The organism is Streptomyces sp. NPDC031445, assembly GCF_055581365.1.
Genome location: NZ_JBVIJO010000003.1, coordinates 210,308 through 232,028, shown reverse-complemented (window position 1 = coordinate 232,028; position 21,721 = coordinate 210,308). Strand labels below are relative to the sequence as shown.

The 21,721-nt window shown below is 73.3% G+C and carries 17 protein-coding genes; 11 read left to right on the top strand and 6 right to left on the bottom strand.

Annotated features, from left to right (window positions below):
- Nucleotides 1-509 precede the first annotated feature (509 nt).
- The gene (locus tag ACZ5DC_RS11290; RefSeq protein ID WP_468651640.1) at nucleotides 510-2,483 is read left to right on the top strand and encodes an Ig-like domain repeat protein; all 1,974 of its coding nucleotides are present in this window, start codon (nucleotides 510-512) and stop codon (nucleotides 2,481-2,483) included.
- Between the two features lie 3 nt (nucleotides 2,484-2,486).
- Here ACZ5DC_RS11290 and ACZ5DC_RS11285 read toward each other — a convergent pair whose 3' ends face one another.
- Nucleotides 2,487-3,641 carry a hypothetical protein gene (locus ACZ5DC_RS11285; RefSeq protein WP_468651638.1) on the bottom strand — a complete coding sequence of 385 codons (1,155 nt, stop codon included), beginning with the start codon at nucleotides 3,639-3,641 and terminating at the stop codon, nucleotides 2,487-2,489.
- Between the two features lie 183 nt (nucleotides 3,642-3,824).
- Nucleotides 3,825-5,048, bottom strand: coding sequence for a PP2C family protein-serine/threonine phosphatase (locus ACZ5DC_RS11280; RefSeq protein WP_468652065.1), 1,224 nt, complete (start codon nucleotides 5,046-5,048; stop codon nucleotides 3,825-3,827).
- Between the two features lie 153 nt (nucleotides 5,049-5,201).
- Between ACZ5DC_RS11280 and ACZ5DC_RS11275 the strand changes: the two genes are divergently transcribed.
- On the top strand, nucleotides 5,202-5,717 hold the full coding sequence (locus ACZ5DC_RS11275) for a hypothetical protein (protein WP_468651636.1): 516 nt from the start codon (nucleotides 5,202-5,204) through the stop codon (nucleotides 5,715-5,717).
- Nucleotides 5,718-6,016: 299 nt separating this feature from the next.
- Entirely contained in the window at nucleotides 6,017-6,919 is a 903-nt protein-coding gene (locus tag ACZ5DC_RS11270; RefSeq protein WP_468651634.1) for a hypothetical protein, read from the top strand.
- A 61-nt stretch (nucleotides 6,920-6,980) separates the two neighbouring features.
- On the opposite strand, the gene ACZ5DC_RS11265 is transcribed toward ACZ5DC_RS11270, so the two are convergent.
- Nucleotides 6,981-8,321, bottom strand: coding sequence for an aminotransferase-like domain-containing protein (locus ACZ5DC_RS11265; protein WP_468651632.1), 1,341 nt, complete (start codon nucleotides 8,319-8,321; stop codon nucleotides 6,981-6,983).
- An 88-nt stretch (nucleotides 8,322-8,409) separates the two neighbouring features.
- Here ACZ5DC_RS11265 and ACZ5DC_RS11260 point away from each other — a divergent pair, with 88 nt between their 5' ends.
- The 5 genes from ACZ5DC_RS11260 (at nucleotide 8,410) to metG (ending at nucleotide 15,855) form a co-directional block, all read left to right on the top strand.
- Nucleotides 8,410-9,213, top strand: a complete 804-nt coding sequence (locus ACZ5DC_RS11260; RefSeq protein WP_468651630.1) for an alpha/beta fold hydrolase — start codon at nucleotides 8,410-8,412, stop codon at nucleotides 9,211-9,213.
- A 21-nt stretch (nucleotides 9,214-9,234) separates the two neighbouring features.
- Complete coding sequence (locus ACZ5DC_RS11255) at nucleotides 9,235-10,164, top strand: endonuclease/exonuclease/phosphatase family protein (protein WP_468652063.1); 930 nt, start codon at nucleotides 9,235-9,237, stop codon at nucleotides 10,162-10,164.
- Nucleotides 10,165-10,226: 62 nt separating this feature from the next.
- A complete protein-coding gene (locus tag ACZ5DC_RS11250; RefSeq protein WP_468651628.1) occupies nucleotides 10,227-12,170 on the top strand; it encodes an FUSC family protein in 1,944 nt (647 codons plus the stop codon).
- 84 nt (nucleotides 12,171-12,254) lie between these two features.
- The gene (locus ACZ5DC_RS11245) at nucleotides 12,255-14,033 is read left to right on the top strand and encodes a VWA domain-containing protein (protein ID WP_468651626.1); all 1,779 of its coding nucleotides are present in this window, start codon (nucleotides 12,255-12,257) and stop codon (nucleotides 14,031-14,033) included.
- 106 nt (nucleotides 14,034-14,139) lie between these two features.
- The gene (gene metG, locus ACZ5DC_RS11240; protein ID WP_366750037.1) at nucleotides 14,140-15,855 is read left to right on the top strand and encodes a methionine--tRNA ligase; all 1,716 of its coding nucleotides are present in this window, start codon (nucleotides 14,140-14,142) and stop codon (nucleotides 15,853-15,855) included.
- 87 nt (nucleotides 15,856-15,942) lie between these two features.
- Here metG and ACZ5DC_RS11235 read toward each other — a convergent pair whose 3' ends face one another.
- On the bottom strand, nucleotides 15,943-16,155 hold the full coding sequence (locus tag ACZ5DC_RS11235) for a DUF397 domain-containing protein (protein WP_468651624.1): 213 nt from the start codon (nucleotides 16,153-16,155) through the stop codon (nucleotides 15,943-15,945).
- A complete protein-coding gene (locus ACZ5DC_RS11230; protein WP_468651622.1) occupies nucleotides 16,152-17,027 on the bottom strand; it encodes a helix-turn-helix domain-containing protein in 876 nt (291 codons plus the stop codon). The genes ACZ5DC_RS11235 and ACZ5DC_RS11230 overlap by 4 nt, the downstream gene beginning before the upstream one ends.
- A 391-nt stretch (nucleotides 17,028-17,418) precedes the next feature.
- On the opposite strand from ACZ5DC_RS11230, the gene ACZ5DC_RS11225 reads away from it, so the two are divergent.
- The 3 genes from ACZ5DC_RS11225 (at nucleotide 17,419) to ACZ5DC_RS11215 (ending at nucleotide 19,737) form a co-directional block, all read left to right on the top strand.
- Nucleotides 17,419-18,297, top strand: coding sequence for a helix-turn-helix domain-containing protein (locus ACZ5DC_RS11225; RefSeq protein WP_468651620.1), 879 nt, complete (start codon nucleotides 17,419-17,421; stop codon nucleotides 18,295-18,297).
- A 47-nt stretch (nucleotides 18,298-18,344) separates the two neighbouring features.
- Nucleotides 18,345-18,956, top strand: a complete 612-nt coding sequence (locus ACZ5DC_RS11220; protein ID WP_468651618.1) for a Uma2 family endonuclease — start codon at nucleotides 18,345-18,347, stop codon at nucleotides 18,954-18,956.
- Nucleotides 18,957-19,044: 88 nt separating this feature from the next.
- Nucleotides 19,045-19,737, top strand: coding sequence for a nucleotidyl transferase AbiEii/AbiGii toxin family protein (locus ACZ5DC_RS11215; RefSeq protein WP_366750032.1), 693 nt, complete (start codon nucleotides 19,045-19,047; stop codon nucleotides 19,735-19,737).
- Between the two features lie 137 nt (nucleotides 19,738-19,874).
- Here the strand turns inward: ACZ5DC_RS11215 and aspS are convergent, their stop codons facing one another.
- Nucleotides 19,875-21,638, bottom strand: a complete 1,764-nt coding sequence (gene aspS, locus ACZ5DC_RS11210) for an aspartate--tRNA ligase (protein ID WP_366750031.1) — start codon at nucleotides 21,636-21,638, stop codon at nucleotides 19,875-19,877.
- Between the last annotated feature and the right edge of the window lie 83 nt (nucleotides 21,639-21,721).

Sequence of the window (21,721 nt, the reverse complement as noted above, 5' to 3'; positions counted from 1 at the left end):
GGGAACGCCGACCCGGAGCCCGGACCACTTCTCGGGGCCCGGATCGCCGACACCCGCCGCTGTCGCTGCCGCACCTTTGACGGCCCCGGCCGGCGCCCCGCCGCGCCGGGACACTCGGCTGCGGGCGGGAACACCGGTCCGGAAGGGGGGCCGCCCCGTGCTCCGGGACCGGCGACGCCCGTGAGCAACTGACGTCCACGGCCGTCCGGGGCCGCGCGCCTGGATACTCGCCTGCCCGGGAAAGCCGGCCCGGAAGGGGGGCCGCCCCCTGTCCCCGCGTCACCGTGCGGCAGCCGCCCCGCTCCGCACGTCCGGGCTGTCCCCAGGCGCCCCAGATGTCCGCGCGCCCGCCTCCGGGGCCGGCGGGCTTTTGTCAGTGGCATGACCTAGTCTTTCCACACTCGCCGCACCAGGCACACACGGCTCATGCACAGGGGGCGGACGCATCGCCCTGCCCACGCGGCGCCCATGTCTTTCTTTTTCATTCGTTCCGGGGGGTTCGAATCAGCGTGCGCAAGCGCTCTCTCACAGCCGCCACCACCCTGGCGGTCCTGTTCAGCTCGGCGGCCCTCGCCGTCAGCCCGGCCTTCGCCGACTCCACCCAGATCCTGCCCGTCAGGACGACCGGTGACATCGTCGTCGACGCCGTCCACCAGCAGGTCTTCATCAGCGACCCGCTGAACGGCAAGATCGTCGTCACCGACTACGCCGGCAGGGTCTTCAAGCAGCTCACGACCAACCTGTCCGGCGTCGCGGGCCTTGAGCTGTCCGCGGACTCCGGCACGCTCTACGCGGCCGTGCAGGACCTCGACGCCATCGCCGTCATCGACACCGCCACCGACACCGAGACCACCCGGTACGAGGTCGGCGACAAGCCGCTCAGCGTCGCCCTCGCGGGCGGCAAGCTGTGGTTCGGCTACGGCGGCGCCACCGCGGGCAACATCGGCTCCGTCGACCTGACCGCCGAGGACCACACGGTCACGCTCGGCCAGGACGGCGACTGGTACGCGGCCCCGCTGCTGGACGCCGCGCCCGGCTCCAGCACCCTGGTCGCCGGTGCGATCGGGCAGAGCCCGGTCGAACTCGCCTCGTACGACGTCGCGTCCGGCACCGCCACCAAGCTGGCGAGCACCCGCGAGGCGGGCAGCAACCTCGGCGACCTCCAGGTCACCCCCGACGGCAAGGACGTCGTGGTGGCCAGCGGCGCGCCGTACTACCAGCAGGTGTTCCGGACGTCCGACCTCAACGAGGACGGCAAGTACGTCACGGACGCGTACCCCAACTCCGTCGCCATCGCGCCGAACGGCACGGTCGCGGCCGGTATCGACGGCTCCTACGAGCCGGACGTCTACATCTTCAAGCCCGGCACCAGCGAGGCGGTCCGCACCTACGACTTCCCCAACACCGGCAACACCAGCGGCTCCGACCTGCTGGCCCGGGGCGGCCTGGCCTGGACCCCGGACGGCTCCCGGCTGTTCGCGGTGACCAGCAACAGCGAGGGCGTGTTCTCCCTGCGCGTCCTGAACGCGCCCACCAAGGCGGTCTCCACCGTCACCGTGGACGCGCCGGCCACCGCCACCCGCGCCAAGAAGCTCACCGTCAAGGGCAAGGTCGCCTCCAAGACGGCCGTCCCGGCCGGCACCAAGCTGACCGTGACCCGCACCGACCTGGAGTCGCCGAAGGGCAAGGCGCTCGCGGCGGCGGTCACCAAGGCCGACGGCACGTTCTCCTTCACCGACACCCCGCCGGCCGGCGGCAAGGTGAAGTACACGGTGGCCTACGCCGGCGACGCCGCCCACACGGCGGCCTCCGGCTCGGACTCCGTCGACGTCTCCCGCGCCAAGCCGACGCTGACGATCAACAACAACGGCAAGGTGTACGCGTACGGCAAGGACGTCAAGTTCACCGCCCACCTGGGCAAGACGTACAAGAACCGCACGGTGGAGATCTGGGCCGACCCGTTCGGCCCCGACAAGCCGAACAAGCGCGTGAAGTCCGGCAAGGTCAACTCCGACGGCAACCTGTCGGTCACGCTGGACCTCAAGCGGGACACCAAGGTCACCGCGAAGTTCGCGGGCGACTCCCGCTACAAGCCGGCGTCCGCCGCCAGCACCGTCGGCGCCAAGGTCAGCGTGTCCACCTCGGTCAGCAGCCACTACAAGGCGAAGTCGGCGTGGGGCCACACGTACTACTTCTTCCACAAGACCAAGGACCCGCTGATCACGACGAAGATGTCGTACTACCCGGGCCGCGCGCAGAAGTTCGAGTTCGAGGTGTACTACCAGGGCCGCTGGTACCCGGGCGACCCCGAGTACTTCAAGCTGGGCTCCGACGGCGTCTCCAAGGTCCGCATCACCGGCAACCACGCCGAGGACGTCGGCTGGCGCTTCCGGGTGCGCTCGTCGTACATCAACAGCTCGTCCGGTGACATCGTGAACTCCACGACGCACGGCGCCTGGAAGTACTTCACGTTCACCAAGTAAGGCTCACCGGGCGGCCTGGAGCCGGCCGAGCTCCCGCTGGACGCTCTCCAGCGCGCCGCGCCGGCGTCCCGGCACCCTGAGCCGCAACTCAGCGAGCGCGGGCCCGAGTTCACGGGCCCGCGCCGTGTCGTTGATCCGGGTCCACTGGTGGTGGGCGCGGTCCACGGCCGCCTCCACGGCGGGGGCGTCCACCGCCTGCCCGGCGGCCAGCCGCGTCTCGGCCACCGCCAGCCAGGCCCGGCAGCTGCGCACCGGGTCCCCCGCGAACATCGCCAGATCGGCCCGCACCTCGCTCCAGTGCAGCGCCTGCTCGGCAGCGGCGCCGTACCCCCGCACCGCCTCCGCCTCGTACCGGGCGGCCATCCCGTCCGCCTCGGCGTGCCGGCCGGCGCGCACGGCGGCACTGATGGCGGCGTGCGGGTCCTCGGTGCGGGGGGCGGGGAGCGGAGCGGTGAACGCGGTGAACTCGGTGAACGCGGTCGGGGAGGCCGGTGAGGCGGGAGGGACCCCTGGGACGGGTACGGCGTGGCCCCCCGCGTCCGCCAGCAGCAGGTCGCCCGTCGTCTCCCGCGCGATCCGGCCCACCGCCTGCTGGTGCAACTCCTCCAGCGGGGGCCGGTGGCCGCTGCGCAGCAGCGTGGCCACCGTCTTCATGTACGCAGGCTCCGCCAGGCCCCGCCGTGCCGCCGCCGGGGCGACACGGCCGTACACGGCGGTGTTCCGGCCGGAGTCGAGGCCGCGTTCGGTGACGTGCCGCCAGGCCTCGGCGTCCGCGTGCAGGTCCACGACGAGCGCGGTATCGGCGGCGGAGCGCAGGCGCAGTTCCTCGCGGATCCAGTGCCAGGGCAGCGCGGTGTAGCGGACCGTGGCCGGGGTGGTGCGGGCCAGCGCGAGGTGGGGCCGGCGCTGTCGGCGGTCGAGCTGCAACTGGCCGGTGACGTACACGGTGAGCGGGCCGGGGGAGGCCGCGGCGGCCCGCAGCCGGGTGAGGACGGCCTGCGGTTCCAGCGGGTCGGCGAGTTCGACGACGTTCGCGGTGTCCGTGCCGGACAGGACGGCGGGGGCGACCGCGGCCAGCACCGGCAGGACACCGGCCGCGTCCACCAGGCGTCCCCGGCCCAGCGGCGCGGCCGCGAGCAGCAGCACGGTTCCGGGCATCGTGCCTCCCCCAAGTCACCCTGTGGACCCCGCGACCCCCGCGTACCGGGGGCCCCGTGGATCCGTTCTCCAGCCAGCACCGTAACCGCTGCGCCTGCAAAGCGAGGCGTCCCCCTGGCAAACACCCTCCTTCGCGCACTGCCCGGCCCCCCGTCCGGGGCTCCCCGTCAGCCGCGCGCGCCGTCACCCGCCCCGCACCCGGCCGGTGCCCGGGTCGCCGGTCGCCGGGGCCTCCGGATTGGCCACGCCGCCCGCACGGGCCGCACCCCCCGCGCCGGGCCGCCCGCCGTCGTCCGGCAGCCGCCGGACCGCGAAGATCGTCGTGTCGTCCTCCAGGCGGCCGCCGCTGTGGCGCAGGACGCCGTCGCGGACCCGGCGGACCAGTCGGCGGGGATCCGAGCGGCGGGGGTCGGCGCGGACCGCGCGGGACACCTCGCCGGCCAGGTCGTAGAACTCGCCGGGCTCGTCGCGGGCCTCGGTCACCCCGTCGGTGACCAGCAGCAGCGTCTCGTCGGCGGCGAGCGGCACCCGGTGCACGGGCGGCGGGCCGCCACCGAGGTCGCCGAGGCCGAGCGGCAGCCCGTCGCCGGCGGGCAGCTCGCGGACTCCGCGCGGGCCGACGGCGAGCGGGGGCTCGTGGCCGAAGTTCGTGAGGTCGATCGTGTCCGTGGTGCCGCGGGGGAAGGCGATGAGGACGGCGGTGGCGAAGCGGTCGCCGTCGTCCCGGCCCAGCGCGGCGGTGTGGGCGCGGTGCCGCCACATCCGGGTCTCCAGGCGGGCGGCGACGGTCCTGAGATCCCTCTCGTGGTACCCGGCCTCGCGGAACGTGCCGAGCAGCGCGGCCGCGGCCTCCACCGCGCCCAGCCCCTTGCCCTGCACGTCACCGACGAGCACCCGGGTGCCGTGCGGGCTGGGCTGGATGTCGTAGAAGTCGCCGCCCACCCGGGCGTCGACGTCGGCGGCCAGGTACACGCCCGCGTGCTCCAGCCCCGCCCAGCACGGCGGCAGCGGACGCAGCACGGTGCGCCGGGTGGTCTCGGCGATGTCCCGCATGTGCCCGACCTGCCGCTCCTCGCGCACGCGCACGACCGCGGCCAGGGTGGCGAGGGCGCCGCCCAGCGCGACGAGGAGGAAGTCGCCGAACCCGGCCTGGTACTGGTCGGGCCAGGCGCTGTCGACGAGGACGTACGTCACCACCGACAGCACGCCGTAGGCGGCCGTCGTCCACACCCCGCAGATCGCGGCGGCGATGCCCGGGACCAGCACGATCCAGCTGATGATCCGGAACTTCTCGCCGGTGGCGAAGTCCAGCACGATGACCCCGGCGAGCAGCAGCAGGGGCGGCAGCCACGCGACGCCCGCCCCGCGGATCCGCAGCAGCGGGTGGCGCCGCCGCCCGAACTCCATCTCCGTCACGGCGCCCGGCCCTCCATGTCCCTCAGCGAACCACGGGGGAGTACGGCACGCATCCGGGCACCCGTCACCCCCCTGGCCGACTTGCCGAGCCGTGCGCCCCGGTGTGCGCTGGACACGGGGGCGAGGAGAGGAAGGAGTGCTCTCATGGCTCAAGCGGCACCCGCGTCCGGCGGGATGTCCCGGCCCGGCCGCACGCCCGTGGCGGAGCGGCGGTCGTCCGACGTGGTCCGGCGCCCGCCCGACGTCTTCGACGCGCGCACCCACGCGCTCGGCCGGCTGGCCGTCCCGGTCGTGCTGGGGCTGGTCTACGGCTACTGGGTGGCGGCCAACGAGCGCGTCGGCGGCCCGGTCACCGGCGGGAACCTGCTGCTCGGCTTCCTCAGCGCGCTGGTGTTCGCGGTGCTGTGCGCGGCCCTGCTGGTACTGGGCCCCCGGATGCGGCGGGAGGTGCACGCGTTGCTGTGGACGGCGTTCGTCGGCTGCGCGTTCGGCTTCCTCTACAACCAGCGCGGCAGCTTCATCCCCACCCAGAGCGCCAGCCAGAGCGGTGACCTGCCGCGGGCGGTGCTGATCTCGCTGCTGGTGGCGGCGGCCACCTTCGCCGCGTTCTTCTACCGCTACTACACCCGGGAGGACGCCTCCGGCCGCCGGGTCCGCTGAGCCGGCGCCGGCTCGGTCCGCCGGAACTTCCGGGGACGCCCGGGACGGGTGCCGGTCGCGTCGGCCGGGGAGCGGGGCGGGGCGCCGGTTCGGCGGGGCCTCGGCTCTGCCGTCGGCGCGGGGGCCCCGGCCGGGCGGCCGGGGTCCACGCGCTCCCCTGTGCCCCCAGTGGCCCGCATCAGCCACTTCCTTCCCCCCAGCACCAGGAAACACCCGTTCGGGGGAACCCTCCACCCGGGGAGCACCCGAACGCACTCCGCCGGCTCGCGCCCCGGCCAGGACGGCCCTTGCCTGGAACCGTGCCCTCACGCCTCCGGAGCGCCCTGTCGGCCGTACTGATCGCCCTCTCCTGCCTCCTCGTGCCGTTCGGCGCGCTGGCGGCCTGGGCGGCGTACGGGCTCGCCGACACGGGCCGGTACGTCACGACGATGGCACCGCTCGCCGCCGACCCGGCCGTGCGGGAGGCCGTCGTGGACACGGTCGGCGACGGCATCCTGCGCGCGGTGGACGAGCACCTGGACGTGCGCCCGGTACGCGGCTCGGTCCGGCCGTTCGTGCACGACGCGGTGCGCTCCTTCACCCAGACCCGCGCCTTCCGGCTGGCCTGGGACACCGGCAACCGGATCACCCACGACGCCGTGCTGCGCGCCCTGCGCGGGGAGGACGAGCGCGCCGTCACCGTCGACCTTGCCCCCGTCACCGCCCAGGTCAAACGCCAGCTCATCCATGATCACGTGCCGCTCGCGGCGCACATCCCGGTGGAGCACACCGAGGTCCCCGTACTCCCGGCCGACCGGCTGACCAAGCTCCGGAAGGGGTACCACGTGCTCGAAGTCGCCGGCTTCTGGCTGCCGTTGGCGGCCCTCGTCTTCGCCGCCGGCGGGATCGCGCTCGCCGTCCACCGGCGCCGGGCCGTCGTCGCGACCGGCCTGGGCACGGCCCTGGGCGGCGCCCTGCTCGCCGCCGCCGTGGCCGTCGGCCGCGGCCTGACCCTGGCCGACCTGCCCGCCGACGTGCCCCACCCGGCGGCGGGCGCCGTCTACGACGCCCTGACCGGCACCCTGCGCATGACCGCCTGGCTGCTGCTGGGCCTCGGCCTGGCGGTCGCCCTCGCCGCCTGGCTCACCCGCCGCCTCCGCCCACCCCGACGCCGGCGCGCGTCCCCGGCCGGCCCCAAGACACCGACCCGAGCCGAAGTCTGACCCCGCCCGGTCCGCCTTCCCCGCCCCGAGCCCAAGCGACCACCCCCGCCCCCGGCCCACCTCACCCCCCAGCCGCCCCGCCCCGCGCGATCCCGGCCAGCGTCTCCAGCGCCCGCCCCAGGTACGCCTCCGGCACCGACCCCAGTCCGAGTCTGACCGCGTCCGGTGTGCGGCTCGGGTCGACGCAGAAGGCCGTGCCCGGGGTGACGGCGATGCCGTGTGCCCGCGCCGCGGCCGTGAAGGTGTCCGCCCGCCAGGGCGCGGGCAGCTCCCACCAGGCGAAGTAGGCGGCCGGGTCGGACCGCACGGTGAACCCGGCGAGTCGCTCGGCGACCAGCCGCTGCCGGCGCCGCGCGTCCTGCCGTTTGGCGGCCACCAGCCGGTCCACGGTGCCGTCGCCGAGCCAGCGCACGGCCGCCTCCAGCGCGAAGGAGCCCGCGCTCCACCCGCCGGAGCGGACGGCCCGCGCCACCGCCTCCACCCGGTCCTCCGGCACGACGGCGAAGCCGACGGTGAGTCCGGGAGCGACCCGCTTGGACAGGCTGTCGACGAGGTGCACCAGGCCGGGAGCGAGCGCGGCCAGCGCGGGCGCGCCGCCGGTGTCCAGGAAGGCCCAGATCCGGTCCTCCACCACCGGTGCCCCCAGCCTGTGGACACAGTCGGCCAGCTCCCGCAGCCGCCCGGCACCGATCGTGCGGGAGGTCGGGTTGTGCAGGGCCGGCTGGAGGTAGAGCGCGGACAGCGGCGCGGCGCGGTGGGCGGCGGCCACCGCCTCCGGCAGCGGCCCCTCCGCGTCGGCGGCGAGCGGGACCAGCACCAGCCCGAGGCGCGCCGCGATCTCCTTGACCAGCGGGTACGTCAGCGGTTCGACCCCGACCCGGCCGCCGGGCCGGACCAGCGCGGCGAGGGTGGCGGCGATGGCCTGGCGGGCGTTGCCGGTGAACAGGATTCGCTCCGGCCCGGCCCGCAGCCCGCTCCGGGCGAGCAGGGCGGCGACCGCCTCCCGGGCCGCCGGGGTGCCCGCCGCCGGGGCCGGCCGCAGCGCCTGCCCGAGCGCGTCCGGCCGCAGCAGCGGCGCCAGGGCCGGGGCCAGCAGTTCGGCCTGGCCGGGCACGGAGGGGTAGTTCAGCTCGAGGTTGACCAGCGGGGCGCCGGCCGCCTCGGTCAGGGCGATCCCCGGCTGGCCGTCCGGCGCGGTCGCCCGCACGAACGTGCCGCGTCCGACCTCGCCCACCACCAGTCCCCGGCGCACGAGTTCGGCGTAGACCCGGCCGGCCGTCGACGGCGCGATGCCCCGTCGGCGCGCGAACACCCGCTGCGGCGGCAGCCGTTGGCCGGGCCGCAGCCGCCCGCCGGTGATGTCGGCGGCGATCCTGTCGGCGATGCGCCGGTAGTCGTCCACAACTCCCCCTGTTCCCGGACCGGTTGGATTGCACCGAGGGCAAAGATTTTATTGCACCGAGCAGCGGCCGTCTCCTAGGGTCGTCGCCATGCCCTCCTTCCTCGCATTCGAGGACAAAGGCCCCGAAATCCCCTCCCGGGTCCCCCTCGTCCTCGTCCACGGCCACCCCTTCGACCGCACGATGTGGCAGCCGCAGCTCACCGAGTTCGCCGCGACCCGCCGGGTGATCGCCCCCGACCTGCGCGGCTACGGCGCCTCCCCCGTGACCCCCGGCGCGGTACCGCTCGCCCGCCACGCCCAGGACATCGCGGACCTCCTGGACCACCTGGGCGTGGACGCCTTCGTCCTCGCCGGCCTGTCCATGGGCGGCCAGATCGCCATGGAGTGCGCCGCCCGCTACGGGGACCGGATCCGGGGCCTGGTCCTCGCCGACACCTCCCCCGAGGCCGAGACCCCCGAGGGCCGGCGGGACCGCCAGGCCATGGCCGCCCGGCTGCTCGCCGAGGGCATGCGCGGCTACGCCGACGAGGTGCTGGAGAAGATGGTGGCCCCCGCCGCCGACCCCGAGGTCAAGGCGCACGTGCACCGCATGATGACCGCCACCTCCCCGCAGGGCGCCGCTGCGGCGCTGCGCGGCCGGGCCGAACGCCCCGACTACCGCGCCCTGCTGGCGGCGCTGCCGGTGCCCGCCCTGGTCCTGGTCGGCGCCGACGACACCTACACCCCGGTCGCCGGCGCCGAGGCGATGCACGCGTCCCTCCCGGACTCCGTCCTGCACGTCGTCGAGGGCGCCGCCCACCTGCCCAACCTGGAGCGCCCCGAGGAGTTCAACCGCGCGCTGGCGCGGTTCCTGGCGCGGCTGGACGGCGGAAACGCAGGCGCGCCCGGGTGACCCAGCGCTCCGGACGCGGGCCTGCTGCCCGCCGGGGTGAGCGTGGTCGTCGGCTGCCGGGCCGCCGACACCGACGGCATCACCCCCGCACCCCAGCTGCTCGCCTTCCTGCCCTGGCTATTCGCACCGGCCGGCTTCGCGCTGCCGTGCGCGCTGCTCGCCCGCTGGTGGCCGGGCCTGGTCCGGGGAGTCGGCGTCCTCGGCCTGCTCGCCTGGTACGTGGAGTCGTACGGCAGGACCGCCGAGCCCGACGGGCCGCCGCTCGCCCGGCTCCGCGTGCTGACCGCGAACGCCGGGTCCGGCCGCGGCACCCCCGCCCCGGTCCCGGTCCTGCGCGACCGGCGGCCGGACGTCGTCTTCGTCCAGGAGTGCGCCTCCGGCTGCCGGGCCGCCCTGGATGGGGACTTCGCGAGCGTCCACCCGCACCGCCGGGCCGCCGGGGAGGACGGCTCCGGCTCCAAGGGCTCCCTCGTCCTGAGCCGCTTCCCGCTCCGGCCCGCCGAGGGCGTCCGCGGCAGGCCGGGCATGCCCGGCGCCGTGGCCGACGTGCGCGGCCACGGCGTACGCCTCCAGCTCGTCCACACCGTGCCCCCGCTGCCGGACCGGGTGGGCCCGTGGCGCCGCGACCTCGTGGCGCTCCGCGCCTTCGCCGCCGCCCACGACGACGGTCCCGTGATCCTCGCCGGGGACTTCGACGCCTCCCAGGACCACGCGGCCTTCCGGCGCGTCCTCGACACCGGCCTCACCGACGCGGCCCGCCTCGCCGGCCACGACCGCACCCCCAGCCGGCCGTCCCGCACCGCCTCCGTCCTCGGCGCCCGGCTCGACCACGTGCCGGTGTCCCGGGACTTCACCGCGACCGGCGCCCGCTTCCCGCGCGTGTCCGGCACCGGCCACCGCGCCCTCGTCGTGGACCTCACCCTGCACCGACGGGACCGGACGGTGCGCTGACAGGACCGGACCCCGCACGGACGGGCCCGGCCCGGATGGATCAACGCGGCGATAATGGGCGCATGTCACGAGAGTTCCCCATCGGCCTCACCCCTCCCGACTGGCTGGTCCGGAACCTCATACCCCAGCAGGCCCCGGTCAACGGGGCGGCCGTGGCCCGCGCCGCCCTCGCCATGGCCCTGCCGCTGGCGCTCGGTCTCGCCGCCGGCCGCCCGGCCTACGGCGCCCTCGCCTCCATGGGCGCCCTGTCCGGCGTCATCGGCGACACCGCCGACGCCTACCGCATGCGCGTCCTCAACATCGCCGTACCGCAGCTCTTCGGCGCGGTCGGCGTGGCCCTGGGCACCCTGGTGTACGGGCACGGCTGGTATGCGGTGGCCGCGGTCACCGGCGTCGCCCTGGTCTCCGGCATGATCTCCACGATCGGCGCGGTCGCCTCGGTCTCCGGCCTGCTCCTGCTGCTCAACTGCGTGGTGGGCGCGGGTCTCCCGCTGCCCTCCCCCTGGTGGCTCGCCCCGGCCCTGCTCACCGGCGGCGGCCTCCTCGTCCTCCTTCTCGGACTGCTGGCCTGGCCGCTGCGCGCGGGCGTGCCCGAACGGGCCGCTGTCGCCGCCACCTACCGCACGGTCGCCACCCTCCTCGCCACCGCCGGCACCGACCGCACCGAGGAGTACGAGGAGGCCCGCCGCACCGTCACCCACTCGCTGAACCAGTCGTACGACCTGATCCTGGCCCGGCGCGCCCGCCACCACGGCCGCAGCCCGGACCTGACCCGGCTCCTCGCCCAGCTGAACGCGATCACCCCCGTGATGGAGGCGGCCCCCGCGGCCCACCTGGCGGCCCGCCCGCTCCCCCCGCAGGTCCCGGAGGCCTTCCATCACCTGGCCGACGCCGTCGCCACCGGCTCGAACACCCTCCCGCCCCTGCACCTGCCCGTCCCCACCACGGAGACGGCCCGCGCGGTGGACCACGCCCTGCGCCACACCGCCGAGGTCGTCGCCGCCCCCGACGTCGACCCCCGGGGCATCGACGACCGCCTGGGCCGGCCGGCCGCCCTCGGCATCCGCACCGCCCGCGCGGCCCGCAACGTCGTCCTGTCCGCCAACTCCTGGCGCTACGGCGTACGGCTCGCCGTCTGCATCGGCATCGCGCAGGCCCTGGTCTCCCTGATCCCCGTCCCGCGCTCCTACTGGGTCGCCCTGACCATCACCTTCGTCCTCAAGCCCGACTTCGGCTCGGTCTTCTCCCGCGCGCTGCTGCGCGCGCTCGGCACGGTGGCCGGTCTGCTGATCGCGGCGGTGGTACTGGCCGAGGTCCCGCTCGGCTGGTGGGACGTCCCCGTCCTCTTCCTCCTCGCCCCCCTCATCCCAGCCCTCACCCCCCGGGGCTACGGCTACCAGACGGCCGCCATCACCCCGGTGATCCTCATCCTGTCCGACGTCCTCAACCACCAGGGCACGGCCCTCCTGCTGCCCCGGCTGGCCGACTCCCTCCTGGGCTGCGCCGTCGCCCTGACCGCCGGTTACCTCCTGTGGCCCGAGAGCTGGCACACCCGGGTCGGCGACCGCCTCGCCGACGCGGTGGCCGACACGGCGGCGTACGTCGAGGCCGCCTTCGGCCCGCACGCCGACCCGCCCGCCCGGGCCCGCATGCGCCGCCGCCTCTACCGCGACCTGTCCGTCATCCGCACCGAGTTCCAGCGGGCCCTGACCGAACCACCGCCCACCGGCAGGCGCGCCGCCGCGTGGTGGCCGCTCGTCGTCGCCGTGGAACGGATCGTGGACGCCACGACGGCCGCCCGCGTCCGCGTCCGCCACGGGGCGGCGGCGCCCTCCACGGCCGAGATCACCCAGGTCACCCTGCAACTGCGGGAACTGTCGGAGGGCGTACGGAACGCGGAGACCCTCATCGCCGTCCGCACCGACCTGACCGGCCCGGCGGGCAGCGTCCTGGAACCCCTGCGCCAGGAGGTCGCCGCGGCCCGCTCGATCGCCTCCCCGCGCTGACCGCTCCCGCAATCCGGGGCCGCTAACCTTACGTGTCCGTCCTGGCCAGGGATTGACGGCTCCACCTCACGAAGGGTTGCGCACATGGGCATTCTCACTCTCCTGCGGAACGCATTCGGCCGCTCACGCAAAGCACGAGCCACCGAGCCGGAGGGTGCGCCCGAGACCACCGCGCACTCCCCCTCGGTCCCGGAACCCCGCCGCGCCCCCACCGGGGAACAGGAACTGGCGGCGGCGGCCGAAGAGCACGAGCTGGTGGCAGCGGCCTTCGACAAGGTGAAAACCACCCCGCCCCAGCCGACGCCGACCCCCTCCAGCACCGAGGAGGAGAAGGCCGAAGCACCCCCCACCCCCCGCCCCGAGCCCGCGCCCGAGGAGAAGCCGCCGGCCGCAGCCACGGCCACGGCAGAGGACGGGAAGGCCGAGGACGAGGCCGAGACCCAGGACGAGGTCCAGGTCGTGGTCGAGAACGTGAAGGCCGAGGCCGAGGACGAGAAGGCCGAGACCGAGAAGAAGGCTGAGCAGGAGCCGCCGGCGGCGGCCACCGCCGAGGCGCAGGACGAGACCGAGGCCGGGCCCGAGCAGGAGCCTCCGGCCGCAGCCACCGCCGAGGCGCAGGACGAGGCCGAGAAGAAGGCTGAGCAGGAGCCGCCGGCGGCGGCCACCGCCGAGGCGCAGGACGAGACCGAGGCCGGGCCCGAGCAGGAGCCTCCGGCCGAGACCACGGCCGAGGTCACGGACGAGGCGGAGGAGAAGCCCGCGCCGACGGCTCCGCCGGAGACCGCGCCAGAGGCGGAAGCGGAGGTTGCGGCTCAGGCAGAGGCGGACGTGGAAGCGGAGGCCGACGAAGCCGCCGTGACCGCAGAGGCGACCACCGCCCCGCAGGCCGCCGACGGCGAGGACGCCCCACAGGGGCCACCCGCGGCCGACGACGAAAGCCGCACGGGTGGTGCGGGTGGGAACACGGACGCCGAAGGCGAAGCCGAGGCGAACACGGACCCCGCACCGCAGGCAACCGGCGAAGCCGAAGCGGACGCGGCCCCGCAGGCAACCAGCGAAGCCGAAACGGACCCGGCACCGGCACCGCAGGCAACCCGCGAACCCGAGACGGACGCGGCCCCGCAGGCAACCCGCGAACCCGAGACGGACGCGGCCCCGCAGGCACCCCGCGAACCCGAGACGGGTGACCAGGCCCAGCCCGCCAACACTCTCGCCGAGATCAAGTCCCGCACGCCCTCCCTCGCCACCGCCTACAAGGCCGCCACGACCACCCTCGAGAAGACCGACCTCACCGGCGCCCGCGCCAAGGTCTACCTCGTCCTCGACCGCTCCGCGAGCATGCGGCCGTACTACAAGGACGGCTCCGCCCAGGCCCTCGCCGACCAGACCCTCGCCCTCGCGGCCCACCTCGACCCCGAGGCCACGGTCCACGTCGTCTTCTTCTCCACGGAGGTCGACGGCACCACCGACCTCACCCTCGCCCCGGACCACGAGACGAAGATCGACGACGTGCACGCGGGCCTCGGCCGCATGGGCCGCACCAGCTACCACGCCGCCGTAGAGGCGGTCGTGGCGCACTACGAGAAGAACGCCGCCCCCGGCACCCCCGCCCTGGTCGTGTTCCAGACCGACGGCGCCCCGGACGCGAAGACCCCCGCCACCCAGTCCCTCACCGAGACCGCCACCCGGCACCCCACCCTCTTCTTCTCCTTCGTCGCCTTCGGTGACCACGACAACAAGGCCTTCGACTACCTCCGCAAGCTGAAGACCGGCAACACGTCCTTCTTCCACGCGGGCCCGACCCCGCGCGAGCTCACCGACACGGAGCTGTACGAGGGCGTACTGGCCACCTGGCGCCCGTGATCCCCTGCCGCCCGCTTCTCAGCCCGTAAAACGGGAAGCGGGCGGCATACACACGTCAGCTACGATTTCAAGGTTCGTACACGTAGCGACCTGGGAGCAGCCCGCGATGGCTCGACACCTCATCACCAGCGCCCTTCCGTACATCAACGGGATCAAGCACCTGGGCAACATGGTGGGGTCCATGCTCCCGGCGGACGTGTACTCCCGGTACCTCCGCCAGCGCGGCCACGACGTCCTGTACATCTGCGCGACGGACGAGCACGGCACGCCCGCCGAGCTGGCCGCCAAGGAGCAGGGCCTGCCGGTGGCCGAGTTCTGCGCGCAGGCGCACGACGCCCAGAAGGCGGTCTACGACGGCTTCGCGCTCGCGTTCGACTACTTCGGCCGCAGCTCCAGCGCGGAGAACCGCGAGATCACCCAGCACTTCGCCCGCAAGCTGAACGAGAACGGCTTCATCGAAGAGCGGGCGATCCGCCAGGTCTACTCGCCCGCCGACGGCCGCTTCCTGCCGGACCGCTACGTCGAGGGCACCTGCCCGCACTGCGGCTACGACAAGGCCCGCGGCGACCAGTGCGAGAACTGCACCCGCGTTCTGGACCCGACCGACCTGATCAACCCGCGCTCGGCGATCTCCGGCTCCACGGACCTGGAGGTCCGCGAGACCAAGCACCTCTTCCTGCTCCAGTCCAAGCTGCAGCACGAGGTCGAGCAGTGGGTCGCCCGGCACGAGGCGGACTGGCCGCAGCTCGCCTCCTCCATCGCCCGCAAGTGGCTGAACGAGGGCCTGCACGACCGGGCGATCACCCGTGACCTGGACTGGGGCGTCCCCGTCCCGGCGGACACCTGGCCGGAACTGGCGGCCGAGGGCAAGGTCTTCTACGTCTGGTTCGACGCCCCGATCGAGTACATCGGTGCGACGAAGGAGTGGGCCGACCAGGACCCGGAAAACCGCGACTGGAAGTCCTGGTGGTACGAGGCGGACGACACCGTCCGCTACACGGAGTTCATGGCGAAGGACAACGTCCCCTTCCACACGGTGATGTTCCCGGCCACCGAGCTGGGCGTGCGCGAGCCGTGGAAGAAGGTCGACTACGTCAAGGCGTTCAACTGGCTGACGTACTACGGCGGCAAGTTCTCCACCTCGCAGAAGCGGGGCGTCTTCACCGACCAGGCGCTGGACATCCTGCCCGCCGACTACTGGCGCTACTTCCTGATCGCCAACGCCCCCGAGTCGGACGACTCGTCATTCACCTGGGAGCACTTCACCGCCACGGTGAACAAGGACTTGGCCGACACCCTCGGCAACTTCGTCAACCGCGTGCTGTCCTTCTCCAGGAAGCGCTTCGGCGAGGAGGTCCCCGCGGGCGGGGAGCCCGGCGAGGCGGAGCGGAAGCTGGGCGAGGAGATCGCCCGCCTCCTCGCCGAGTACGAGGAGCACATGGAGGCCCTCCAGTTCCGCAAGGCCGCGGCGGCGCTGCGCGCCCTGTGGTCGGCCGGCAACTCCTACCTGGAGGAGAAGGCCCCCTGGCTGGAGATCAAGACCGACAAGGAGGGCGCGGCCCTCACCCTGCGCACGGCGATGAACCTGATCCACCTGTACGCGGTGGTCTCCGAGCCGTTCATCCCGGCGACGGCGAAGACCATGCGGGAGGCGTTCTCCCTGCCGGACGACACCGCCGTCTGGGTGACCCAGGACGAGGCGAAGGCTCTGACCGCGGTCCCGGCCGGCACCCCGTTCACGGTCCCGCCGGTCCTCTTCGCCAAGCTCACGGACGAGGACCTGGCCACCTACAAGGACCGCTTCGGCGGCGAGTCCGCCTGACCGCCCCCGCGGGCGCCGCAGTCGGCTTCGGCAACCCTCACCTCGGTCTGCTCGTCCTGACCAGGTGAGGGCAGGTCGGTCGCGGGGTCAGCTCCCGGACGCGTACGCCACGAAGTCCGCCCACGCCTCCGGCGTTAGGGCGAGGCGGGGACCGGCGTCCCGGTACTTGGAGTCGCGGACGTTGATGGTGCCGGGGGTGGTGGCGACCTCGACGCAGGAGTTGCCGTCGCCACTGCTGCTGTAGCTGCTCTTGAACCACGCCAGCGTGGGACCGTCACTGGAGGTGGGGTTACCGCTCATGTTTCTCCAAGCATCTGCTCGACGAACGCCCGCGACTCTCGGGGCGTGAGCGCCTGGGCCCGGATCATGCTATAGCGCAGGTCAAGGATGCGGATCTGCTTCGGATCGGTCACGGGACGGCCGTTGAACGCCCCCTCGGAGCGCCCCACCGCTGTACCGTCCGGGAACTTCAGCCCCTCGATGACCCCGCCCGTGCCGAAGTGTTCCTCGACGTCTGTCGGCATCACCTGGATCGAGACGTTCCGCAACTCCCCCAGCTCAAGCAAGCGTTCGAGCTGTCGACGCCACACCATTCTGCCCCCGACCGGCCGCCGGAGCGTCGACTCTTCCTGGACGAAACTGAGCGTTGGCGCCGGTGACCGCTCGAAGATCGAGCGGCGAGCCATGCGGGCAGCCACCATGCGCTCTGTCTCCTGGTCCGAGTAGGCAGGAAGCCACGCGCCGAAGAGCGCCCGCATGTGCTCCTCGGTCTGCAACAGACCGGCGATGTTGCTGTTCTCGTACACCCCGATCTCGACTGCTCGCGCCTCCATCTGCGCCAGGTCTCGCACCTTCTTCGGATACCGGACCTTGGCCACGTCCTCCTTCATCGCCGACAGCAGCCCACCCGCCCCCAACACCTCGTCCGCCCTGTCCAGATACTCCGGCCGGGGAATCCGCTTGCCGCTCTCGATCTTGTAGACGAGGTCCTCGCCGTAGCCCACGGACTTCCCGAAGTCACCGGCCCGCATCCCCACGGCCTCGCGCCGCAGCTTCAACTGCCGCCCCACGGTGGCGACAACCGCCACGCCCCACCCGTCGTCCGGGTCCACCTCCCACCCCGGCTCGTCAGCCTCGGTCCTCAGCCGCCGAACCTCGCCGTCCACCGACATGCGCGCCCCTCCGTCGTACCGCCTCGTGCCAGTCACGCCCTACCCGTACGCAACGCCCCAACAGGCCCGGACGCCACCGGACAACGACTGGACAGTCACCGTACGCAACCACGGCGCACCGGAACCTGACCGCCCACACCCCGGTCCGACCTGCGCTCCCTAAGCACTACCCACTGGGGAGAAAGGACCCCGCCAAGCCCCACCCCTCCCTCCCGCCGGGCAAACTCACTCCCGCGAGTGAATATGCCCAAGTGGGCTGGATTCGCGACCGGTTGCCTGCCCTAGGCTCAGCACCAGCAGCACGCAGACATCCCCAGACATGCGACGGCCCTCGCCGGGACTGGCATCCCAATGCGAGGGCCTGACCACCGAGGAAGAAAGCCGCTTCCCGATGGACATTGAAAACCCTAGCGCGACCACGCCCGCCCCGTCCCGTATCCCGGGCAAAAACCACCCCGAAGGGCATCGGCCCGCCGGCGTCACCCACGACCACGTCCGCCACACCGAGAACTTCACGGTGATCGGCAACGACCTGGCCCAGCACCCGGAGCTGTCGCTGCTCGCCATCGGACTGGCCTGCTACATCCAGTCGGTGCGGCCGGGCACCGCCGTCGACATCAAGACCCTCGCCGCCCGCTTCCCCGAGGGCCCGACCCGTATCGCCGCCGCCCTGCGGGAACTGGAAACCCACGGCTACCTGCGGCGCACCCGCGAGCGCACCCCCGCCGGCCGGATCGTCACCCGCACGGTGTCCTGCAACAGGCCCGGACACCGCGCCGCGAGGGAGACGGCCGCCCGTAAGCCCGCCGGGCGTACGCCCCCGGACGAGCCCGCGCCGCGCAAGCGCCGACTCCCCGCCGTCCCGAAGCCGTCGTACCCCTCGCCCGGCCTCCTCCGGACCGCCGTCGACGTCCTCGCCGGCCTGCGCCGCCACGACCCCCGCCTGTTCCTCTCCGCCACCGACGCCGAACACCTCGCCCCGGGCGTCGCCGCCTGGCTGGAACGCGAGGTCAGCCCCACCGCCGTGCGCCACGCCCTGACCGAGAACCTGCCGAACGAGCCCCTGATCCGCCCCGCCGCCCTCCTCGCCCACCGCCTGGCCGCCCAGCTGCCGCCCCCGCCACCGTTCCGGCCCCCGGCAGGCCCGGCCCCCGGGCCCCGTCACCCCCTCCAGACCTGCGACGGCTGTGACCGCGCCTTCCGGGCCCCTGAACCGGGGCGGTGCCGCGACTGCCGGTCCGAACCATCCCCCGCAGGCCGCCTAGCATGAGAGCGACGATCCTTGCCCCTGGGCACAGACGACGAGGAGCGAGCGCCATGACCATCGCCCCGGACAACGCGCGGCAGGGCGCCTCCCACCTGTACCGGGCCATGCGCGACTTCGTGGAGTCCACCGACGGGACCCTCCCCGGCAAGTTCGAGATCACCAAAGAAGGAATCGTCCTCGACATGTTGTCGCCCGTGCGGCCGCACGAGCTCACCGCGCTCCGTCTCCGGAAACGCCTGGAGAAGGTCATGCCCGAGGAGATCGTGGCCCACACGGGCGAGCCCGACGTCGAGATGGAGCCGGAAGGCATCATGCGCCGCCCCGACATCATGGTGATCGCCGAGGCGGACATGGAGGGAGAGGGGGCCTTCGACCCTCGTACCGTCATCGCCGCCGTCGAGATCGTCTCCCGGTCCAACCCGGACAACGACTGGGTCACCAAGTTGCGCGACTACCCCCTGATCGGCATCCCGGTCTACGCGATTTTCGACCCCCGCACCGGAACCGGCGCCGTCCTCACCGACATCCACACCACCCCCGACGGCCCCCGCTACGCCACCCGCAAGGACTTCGTCTACGGCGAGGACGTCACCATCGGCGACTGGACCATCTCCACCGAGGGCCTGCCCCGCTACGCGGCAGGAGGCGACGAGCAACGGTAGGACCCGCTCGGAGGCGGCCCGCCGCCCCGATCTGTCCGAAGTCGCCGCTCGTCGCGCATGAGCGGCCGGAAGCCGGAAAGATCTTCGTGTGGACATCCCAGAACCCCATCGCCGGCTCCTCGCGGACGTCGTCGCCGTGGACGGACCGTACGGCCTGGTCCTGGCCGGCGGCTACGCCCTCCAGGCGCACGGACTGCTCCGCCGCCCGCACGCCGACCTTGACTTCGCCACCGAGAGCGCCGAAGCGATGGAGCACATCGCCGGCGCCGTCGGCGCGGCCCTGGAGGCGCGGGGGCGGCGGGTGCGGGCCGGCGCGGTCACCGCGCGCACCGCGCAGCTGACGGTCACGGACCCGCCGACCGGCGAGCCGTGCGCGCTCGCGCTGCACAAGGAGGCGTTCTGGCAGCCGCCGGAACTGACCGGGTACGGTCCGGCGCTCTCCCTGGCGGACGCCGTCGGCACGAAGATCCGCGCCCTGTACGACCGGGGCGCCGCCGTCGACCTCATCGACGCGCAGGCCGCTGCGGCCCGGTTCTCCCTGCCCGCCCTGGAGGAACTGGGCCGCCGGCACGCCCATGACCCGTTCGACCTGCCGACCCTCCAGTCCCGGCTGACGGGCACGGACTTCTACTCCGACCGGGACTTCCTCCGCCACGGCCTGGACGAGTCCGCCGTCGCCGCCCTGCGCGCCTGGGCCCAGCACTGGTCCGACGACATCGCCGAGCGGCTGCTGGAGGAGGGCGCGTCCCCGGACACCGAGACGGACGGGCAGGGCGAGTGAGCCGGATCAGCCGCCGTCGTGCGTCCGGTCCGGGGCCACGCCCGGGGTGAGCCGGGCCCGGAGACGGCTGTGCGCGCCGATCGTCAAGAGCGAGTCAGGACAGATCGGCGCGCACGGCCGGGCGCTTGCCCGGTCGGTTACTTGGGCTGCGGCTTGCGGATGGTCAGGTGCAGCTCGCGCAGGCGGGACTCGTCCAGCTCGGTCGGGGCGCCCATCATCAGGTCCTGGGCGTTGCCGTTGAGCGGGAAGGCGATCGTCTCGCGGATGTTCGGCTCGTCCGCGAGGAGCATGACGATCCGGTCCACGCCCGGGGCGATGCCGCCGTGCGGCGGAGCGCCGAAGCGGAACGCGCGCAGCATGCCCGCGAACTTCTCCTCGACGGTCTCCCGGTCGTAGCCCGCGATCTCGAAGGCCTTGAGCATGATCTCCGGGTCGTGGTTCCGGATCGCGCCGGAGGACAGCTCGACGCCGTTGCAGACGATGTCGTACTGCCAGCCCAGGACGTCCAGCGGGTCCTGGGTCCGGAGGGCCTCCAGGCCGCCCTGCGGCATCGAGAAGGGGTTGTGGGAGAAGTCGATCCCGCCGGTCTCCTCGTCCTTCTCGTACATCGGGAAGTCGACGATCCAGCAGAAGCGGAACACGCCCTCCTCGAAGTGGCCCGCGCGCTTGGCGGCCTCCACGCGGACCGCGCCCATGATCTTCGAGACCTCGTCGTACTCACCGGCGCCGAAGAAGACGGCGTGGCCGGGGGCCAGGGAGAGGCGCTTGGTCAGCTCGGCGACGTTCGCCTCGGTGAGGAACTTCGCGATCGGGCCGGAGAGCGAGCCGTCCTCGGCCACGCGCACCCAGGCCAGGCCCTTGGCGCCCTGCTCGACGGCGTACTCACCGAGCTGGTCGAAGAACTTACGGGGCTGCGCGGAGACGTCCGGAACCGGCAGCGCGCGCACGTGCTTGCCGGCGAAGGCCTTGAACTCCGAGCCCTCGAAGACGTCGGTGATGTCGACCAGCTCCAGCTTGGCGCGCAGGTCCGGCTTGTCGGAGCCGTACTTCAGCATCGCCTCGCGGAACGGGATGCGCGGGAACGGGGAGGTGACGTGGCGGCCGCCGCCGAACTCCTCGAACAGCTCCGTCATGAGCTTCTCGATCGGCTGGAAGACGTCCTCCTGCTCGACGAAGCTCATCTCGACGTCGAGCTGGTAGAACTCGCCGGGTGAGCGGTCCGCGCGGGCGTCCTCGTCGCGGAAGCAGGGCGCGATCTGGAAGTAGCGGTCGAAGCCGGAGATCATCAGCAGCTGCTTGAACTGCTGCGGGGCCTGCGGCAGCGCGTAGAACTTGCCCGGGTGCACCCGGGAGGGGACCACGTAGTCGCGGGCGCCCTCGGGGGAGGTGGCGGACAGGATCGGCGTCGCCATCTCGTTGAAGCCCATCGCCGACATCTTCTGGCGGATCGCGGAGATCACGGCCGTGCGCAGCATGATGTTGCGGTGCATGCGCTCGCGGCGCAGGTCCAGGAAGCGGTACTCCAGGCGCCGCTCCTCGTTGACCCCGTCCTCGGTGTTGATGGTGAAGGGCAGGGGCTGCGCCGCGCCGAGCAGCTCGACCTCGGCGACCTCGACCTCGATCTCGCCGGTGGGCAGGTCGGGGTTCACGTTCTCGGTTCCACGTGAAACAACGCGGCCGTCGACACGGACCGAGGACTCCTTGGAGATCTTGTCCAGGGCCTCGTACGCCGGGGTGCCCGGGCGCGCGACCAGCTGCGTGATGCCGTAGTGGTCACGGAGATCGATGAAGAGGATGCCGCCCAGGTCGCGCCGATTGTGCAGCCAGCCACTCAGCCGGACGTCGGTGCCGACGTCAGAGGCGCGGAGCTGGCCGCAGGTGTGGGACCTGTACCGATGCATCGTCGTTCATCCAGTCTTTGCGGATCGGGTGTCGCCAGGCGGGTACGGCCTAGGCCATCCCAAGGGTACCGGGCACCCCAAGA